Origin of the sequence: uncultured Mucilaginibacter sp. (genome assembly GCF_903913935.1) — a bacterium.
Classification (GTDB): domain Bacteria; phylum Bacteroidota; class Bacteroidia; order Sphingobacteriales; family Sphingobacteriaceae; genus Mucilaginibacter.
The window spans coordinates 1-6964 of record NZ_CAIWNH010000273.1; the positions used below are offsets into that span (position 1 = coordinate 1).

The 6964-nt window shown below is 40.5% G+C and carries 6 protein-coding genes; all 6 read right to left on the reverse strand.

Annotation, left to right across the window (positions count from 1 at the left end; genetic code table 11):
* Positions 1-454, reverse strand: a 454-nt coding sequence (locus QZY09_RS10760; protein WP_295672241.1) for a GtrA family protein, incomplete at its 3' end; no start/stop codon positions are given.
* Complete coding sequence (locus QZY09_RS10765) at positions 447-1604, reverse strand: prolipoprotein diacylglyceryl transferase (protein ID WP_295672243.1); 1158 nt, start codon at positions 1602-1604, stop codon at positions 447-449. The genes QZY09_RS10765 and QZY09_RS10760, both read right to left, overlap by 8 nt.
* Before the next feature lie 28 nt (positions 1605-1632).
* Entirely contained in the window at positions 1633-2952 is a 1320-nt protein-coding gene (gene mtaB, locus QZY09_RS10770) for a tRNA (N(6)-L-threonylcarbamoyladenosine(37)-C(2))-methylthiotransferase MtaB (RefSeq protein ID WP_295672245.1), read from the reverse strand.
* A 99-nt stretch (positions 2953-3051) separates the two neighbouring features.
* Complete coding sequence (locus QZY09_RS10775; protein ID WP_295672246.1) at positions 3052-3624, reverse strand: UbiX family flavin prenyltransferase; 573 nt, start codon at positions 3622-3624, stop codon at positions 3052-3054.
* Between the two features lie 149 nt (positions 3625-3773).
* On the reverse strand, positions 3774-4661 hold the full coding sequence (locus QZY09_RS10780) for an exopolyphosphatase (protein WP_295672248.1): 888 nt from the start codon (positions 4659-4661) through the stop codon (positions 3774-3776).
* Between the two features lie 3 nt (positions 4662-4664).
* Complete coding sequence (gene ppk1, locus QZY09_RS10785) at positions 4665-6713, reverse strand: polyphosphate kinase 1 (RefSeq protein WP_295672249.1); 2049 nt, start codon at positions 6711-6713, stop codon at positions 4665-4667.
* Between the last annotated feature and the right edge of the window lie 251 nt (positions 6714-6964).

A 6964-nucleotide genomic window follows, 5' to 3' on the forward strand; every position in this document is an offset into this window, starting at 1 on the left:
CATGATGCCTTAATGATAGACTGAATGAAAAAAACTTATGGACAAAGAAACTTAAAAAAAATAAGCTTAGCGCGGCAGAAGGACGTGCAATGATCGGGTTCATTTGAAAACTCTGGATAAATAACTTCAATACAGCAAGGTTGGCAAAGTAACCTATAAAGGCAACTGATACAAACCTGAAAAATTGTTTATACGGAGGGAGTTTCGATTCAGAAAAAACAAAATACCTGGTGATCAAAAAATTAACCAATACCCCCAGGAAGAAAGATATAGAAAATGAAAGCGTGTAATTGCGAACCGTGAAGTAAACGATGTGATAGGTTTTTTGAACCAGCAAGTTATGATAAAATAGGTAAAAGGCAGAAACGTCAACTAAAAACCCCACACCGGCCGAAAAGACAAACCTGACAACCTGGTTTTTTAATAGTTTATTGCCCAGGTTTTGGTTAGCCATGTTTAACTTTTTTCTTGTTCGTTTGGGTAAAACATAGCACCGAACCGCCTAATACCATCAATATCGAGATCATCTCGGCTTGCGTAAAGCTGATGCCCGCCAAATGATATTTGGTATTTACCCTTATCAACTCTATAAAAAACCGCTCTACACCGGCCAGGATCATGTAGATTCCAAATAATACACCGGGTGCTTTTATCTTACTGCGGATGCCCCACAGGAATAAAAAAAGCAGGATACAAATTATCGATTCGTAAAATGAGGTTGGGAACACCGGGACAGGCAGCTCGCTGCAAAATTTACCTACACAACCGGGAATAGCTACGCCTTCATTATTAACATTATGAGGGAATTTAAATGCCCACATCCAATCAGGCGCCCAGCTTAACCAATGTGGTTTTGATGCGAGATTATTGACACCCCAGTCACCGTCTCCCGACATCTGGCAGCCAACGCGGCCAATGCCGTAAGCCAGCATCATACCGGGCCCGCCGATATCAAGCATAGTCCTCCATTTGATGCCATGTTTCCAGGCTATATATAGTACAACAGCTCCGCCGCAGATCAAACCGCCATAAAAGGTGAGCCCACTGAAACCTATTAACATCCCAACCGGGTCTCTCATAAACTCGCCCCAGTTTTCCAAAGCGTTAAAGACTTTTGCACCGGCAAAGCCACATAATGCCGCCCAAAGCAAAATGCTTCCCATCAACTCATAGGGGTGTACGGTTACCACTTGGGTTTTAGGCGTTGGCAGCTCCTGTTTTTTACTTTCGTAATAGGCCCAGTAAGCAAACGCAGCCGCACCTATAATACCTCCAACCCAATTGCCTCTGCCCGATAAAATAAAACCTTGTGTATCGTCAAGCAGCGTGTGGTAATTAAGGATAGCGTCAACCAATTTAAAGCCCAGGATAAAACCAAAAAAACCATTGCCCGCCAATTCACCTAAGGTTGCAGGTTGACCAACAGTTACTGTTTTTTGGAAGGGATGAATGTACCCCAGTTTCTCTTTTCGTTTAAACTCCTGTGCAAACGCCCAATAAGCCGCTATAAAGGCAATCGCTACAAAAAAACCAAAGGATTGTATTGGAAGAGGTATGTTTAATCCGGTAAAATATTGAATCAACGAAGAAATAGTGGGGAACATAGGTTAATGTTTTGGGCGCAATATAGGGTTAATGTGCAAATATTTCTTCGCATTCAGTTATTTCAACATCACCATCAGGTGATATTTGTGTTAATAAAACGCTCTTTAATTCGTTAACCAACACCGGATCGTATTTGGTTTTGACTTTCACATAATTACGGGTAAAACCGTGCATAAAACCGTCTTTAATATCGCCCTCAAACAATACCTCGTCGGTTTTATTTAACTGGCTCTCATAAAATGCGCGGCGTTTTCTATCAGATAATATGTGAAGCATCTTACTACGGTCGGCGCGGGTTGAACCAGGCACGACCCCTCCCATTTCGCTTGCCAACGTATTTTCCCTTTCTGAATAAGTAAATACATGCAGGTACGAAATGTTCAATTCATTTAAAAAATTATAGGTATCAATAAAATCTTCCCGTGTTTCGCCGGGAAAACCAACGATCACATCCACGCCGATGCAGCAACCGGGCATCAGCTGTTTAATTTTGGCAACCCTGTTTACATATAAATCTCTCTTATACCTGCGGCGCATCAAACCAAGTATTTTATCAGAACCTGACTGTAGCGGGATATGAAAGTGCGGAACAAACCGTTTTGAGCCGGCCACAAATTCAATGATCTCATCTGTTAATAAATTAGGCTCTATAGAGGATATGCGTATGCGATTAATCCCTTCTACTTCATCCAGCGCTTTAACCAAATCAAAGAATTTATCATGGCGTTTGCCATCCCTTATCCCAAAATCGCCAAGGTTTACGCCTGTTAAAACAATCTCCCTTACACCGGAAGCTGCTATTTGTTGGGCTTGTTCAATCACATGCGCAATGGTATCACTGCGGCTGTTGCCTCTTGCCAATGGTATAGTACAAAATGAGCATGAATAATCGCAGCCGTCCTGAACTTTTAAAAAGGTGCGGGTTCTATCGCCAAAGGAATATCCGCTGATAAACTCTTTTGCTTCGGATACCGGCTGGTTATAAATTAATGCCTTGGGATTTTTAGTAAGATCAGTGATATAATCAACGATTTGAAATTTCTCAGCCGCCCCCAAAACCATATCCACCCCCGGTATTTCGGCAATTTCTTTTGGTTTTAACTGAGCATAACACCCAACAATAGTAACATATGCCGCAGGAGATATTTTAAGCGCTTCCTTTACTATCTTTTTACACTTTCTATCAGCGTTGTCTGTAACCGAGCAAGTATTGATCACATATACATCGGGGGTATCAGTAAAATCAACCGTTTTATAACCAGCATTATTAAAAAGCCGGCCAATCGAAGAAGTTTCCGAATAGTTCAGTTTACAGCCTAATGTATAAAATGCTACCTTTTTGTTCATTTTGAAGGCGCAAAGGTAAGGAATTTAGAGATTAGTTGAATAGAGATTGGAGATTAGATTTAAGTTAAGAATATCTAAAGAAAAAAGCCCATGAATTCATTATTCGCTCCACCGGTAAGTCTCATTTTCCAGCCCGATCAAATCTATCACCCTGTTAACCACTGTCATGGCAAGGTCCTCGATGGTTTGAGGTTTGCTGTAATATGAGGGTATGGCCGGGCAAATGATGCCCCCGGCTTCGGTTAGGGTTTGCATATTTCGGATATGAATAAGGCTGAAAGGCATATCCCTGGGCACCAGTATCAGTCTTCGGCGTTCCTTTAAAATAACGTCGGCAGATCGTGTGATCAGGTCATCCGATATGCCGCCCGCGATTCTTCCTAGTACGCCCATTGAACAAGGCACGATCACCATTGTATCGTATCTGGCAGATCCTGAAGCGAAAGGCGCCATAAAATCATTTTTGGCATAAAACTTAAAAGGGTAATCCGCGTAGGTTTCGTTATCAAGTTCAAACTTCCAGATGTCTTTTGCATTGTCAGACATCACAACAGCGACATCGTTTAGCTGATCGCTCAATTGCACCAGCTTATCCAATAAAAGCTTCGCGTAAATTGAACCGCTGGCTCCGCAAATTGCTACAACTATTTTTTTCTTCGCATTCGTACTCATAAACCTCGCCCGGGTAAAATTTACTGCATAAAAAAGGGTCGAATAACAAGTACTCGACCCTACATCTACCTATGAAAAACATGCCCATTGAATGGGCATTACAAATATAATAACAGTTTTTAATTTTTTTACAATTTATTGAAAATAATTTAACTCTCTTTTGAAAAATTCTTTTCGATGAGGGTTTGGATAATTCCATCCACCAAACCAACCGTAGGCACATACATATTTTTAATGTTTGCAACTTTCATTACGGTCATATAGATCTCGCAAGCCGGTATAATCACATCTGCCCTATCCTGGTTTAGCCCAAGCACATTTATCCGATCTTTTAAGGAAAACGAGGTTAAATAATTATAAAGGGATTTTAATTTGCCGAAACTCAATGGCGCCTTGTCTTTCTCATCGGCCATTTTGTAAAGTTTGTTAATATTGCCGCCGGTGCCAATGCCTGATATTACCTTAAAAGGGCGTGTATTTTCACGCAAAAAATCTCTCATATCATTCCAGCTTTCTTCAGTATCCTGGTTATCCAGCATCCTGATTGTGCCGATATTAAAGGATTTGGATGCCAAAAGTTCTCCGCTTGAAAAAAGAGAAAGTTCTGTACTTCCTCCGCCAACATCAATGTACAGGTAATTTTTGCTTTTATCGATATTTTGCTCAATATGGCTGGAGTAAATAATTTTTGCTTCTTTTTGCCCGTTGATGATCTCCAGGTCGATATTGGCGGCTGTTTTGATCTGACCTGCAACCTCCAGTCCATTTTTCGCTTCACGCATAGCTGAAGTCGCAAAAGCCATATAATCGGCAACTTTGTACACATCCATCAGGTTGCGGAAAGCCACCATGGTTTTAAGCAGGTCGGTTGATTTTCGTTCAGAAAGAGAATGATCAAGGAAAGCATCATCTCCCAGTCGTAATGGCACCCGTACCAACGTGTTTTTTTTGAAGGAAACTGAGGTGTTATTTTCGGTAATATCTGCAATAAGTAACCTTACAGCGTTTGAACCTATGTCAATAGCGGCGTATCTCAAGTGTTATTTGTTTTTAAATTTCAGGTAATTGTAAATATCAACCTGGGCTCTTTGGGGGATGCCCGAATTATTTTTATGATATTTGTTAGTGTTGTGGCTATTGATCTCGCGTGATTTGGTATTATCCTCCAATTGCAGGTTGATCATTTGCCTGATTTCCTTTCTTAATTCTGCATCCAGCACAGGGAAGCCTACTTCAACCCGGGTATCAATGTTCCGGGTCATAAAATCTGCAGAGGTTAAATAAATCAGCTCGTTACCGCTGTTACAATAAATATGGACGCGCGAATGTTCGAGATACTTATCAACAATACTCAGCACTTCAATATTTTCGCTATATCCTTTCATCCCTGCGATAAGGCAACACATCCCCCTGATGATCATTTTGATTTTTACACCGGCGTTACTGGCCTCATACAACTTAGCGATGATCTGTTCGTCGGCCAGACTATTCATTTTTAAGATCATGTAGGCTTCTTTACCGGCTTTAGCGTTTTTTATCTCGTTATCTATCAGCTTGTAAATGGCCGGGCGCGCGTCAATTGGCGATACGATCAGGCTTTTTAAGCCCCTGGGTAAAATGCTTTTATTTAATGATTTGAATATATTTACCAAGTCAGCAGTGATGTTTTTATTAACCGTAAGCAACGTATGATCGGCATATATCTGTGCTGTTTTTTCGTTAAAGTTACCGGTTGACAAACAAGCATAGTATTCCAGCTTGCCTTTTTCGAGCCTGCCAATCAGGCAAATTTTAGAGTGTACTTTATAACCATCGATACCGTAAAGTACATTTACGCCTTCTTCTTCCAGCCTGCGGCTCCATCCTATATTATTTTGCTCATCAAACCTTGCCCTTAATTCAACCAGGCAGGTAACTTTTTTACCATTTTTGGCGGCATTAATTAATGCATGTATTACCCTTGAATTCTCCGCAAGCCTGTAAACGGCAATACTGATCTCCTTAACTTTTGGGTCAATGGCAGCCTCTCGCAAAAAGTGGATCACATAATCGTACGACTGGTATGGCGTACTGATCATATAATCTTTTTTGGACACCATTCCCATCAGGCTTTTACCAAACGATAAGCCATCAACAGGTAATGGAATATTTTTTTCGTATTCCAACTCATGCCGCCCGACATTAGGAAAGGAAATGAAGTTTTTAAAATTATGATAGCGGTTGCCGGGTATAAGGCTTTCGCCGTTGAGGCCCATTTTGCTAACCAGGTATTTGAGCATATCCAGCGGCATCTCTGAGTCATACAATAAACGCATCGGCTTACCCTTCTTTCGTTTTTGCAGGCTTTTTGCAAGGGAGTCAATAAATTTCTCGCTCACCTCTTTGTCAAGGTCGAGTTCCGCATCTCGCGTTAGCTGGATTGAAAACGCTTCTATTTTATCATGTTCAAAAATGAAGAATATATCTTCCAAACTATAGCGGATCACATCATCCAGCAGGATAATAAACTTCAGGTTATTGGTTTCGGGCAAAACGATAAACCGGGATAAAGAATCGGGGAATTCAATTAATGCCAGCCTCGTTTTTTTGTTTTTTGTAAGCTTTACAAAAAAATAGATAGCCCTGTCCCTCAATTCGGGCAACGGAAGATCGTCATTTAACATAATGGGCACTAAAGTTGCCAGTAGCTTTTCCCTGAAATAATGCTTCACGAATTCACCGCGGCTAACATTCAATTGCTTGTCATTCAGAATAAAGATCTTTTCTTCGGCAAGTTGCTTAACAATAATATTTTCGTACAGATTATTGAACTTACGTTCCTGCCTTACAACAATGTTTTTTATCTGGTTCAGGATCTTTTTTGGGTTATAACCCAAAATCTCTTTTGCCTTTTCATTCAGGTTCGCCAGGCGGCTTAAGGTAGCCACCCTGACACGATAAAATTCATCAAGGTTTGATGAAAAAATAGCCAAAAACTTTATACGGTCTATAAGCGGGACGGTCGGATCGGCAGCCTCCTGCAAAACCCTGTCGTTAAAATATAACCAGCTTATTTCGCGGTTAATAATAGGTATTTGTTTATTATCCATATAAAGACCAGCCTTGCGGCCCGATTTACAAATCTGCTTATTTAATTGTTAACTTAATATTAACTCATTGGTATATTAACGTATTTTTAATGTTATTGTGTAGTAGTTCATAGTTGATGATTTATAGTTCATGGTAGACAGCTCATGGTTCACGGTAAAAGTCAATAGATTATACGGCGAACGGGCAAAAAAAAGCCATGAACCATGAACTATCAACTATGAACTTTTTATCATGAACTATGAACCATGAA

Coding starts and splice junctions, on each gene's coding strand:
- QZY09_RS10765 (WP_295672243.1), bottom strand. CDS start 1,604: ATGTTCCCCACTATTTCTTCGTTGATTCAATATTTTACCGGATTAAAC.
- mtaB (WP_295672245.1), bottom strand. CDS start 2,952: ATGAACAAAAAGGTAGCATTTTATACATTAGGCTGTAAACTGAACTAT.
- QZY09_RS10775 (WP_295672246.1), bottom strand. CDS start 3,624: ATGAGTACGAATGCGAAGAAAAAAATAGTTGTAGCAATTTGCGGAGCC.
- ppk1 (WP_295672249.1), bottom strand. CDS start 6,713: ATGGATAATAAACAAATACCTATTATTAACCGCGAAATAAGCTGGTTA.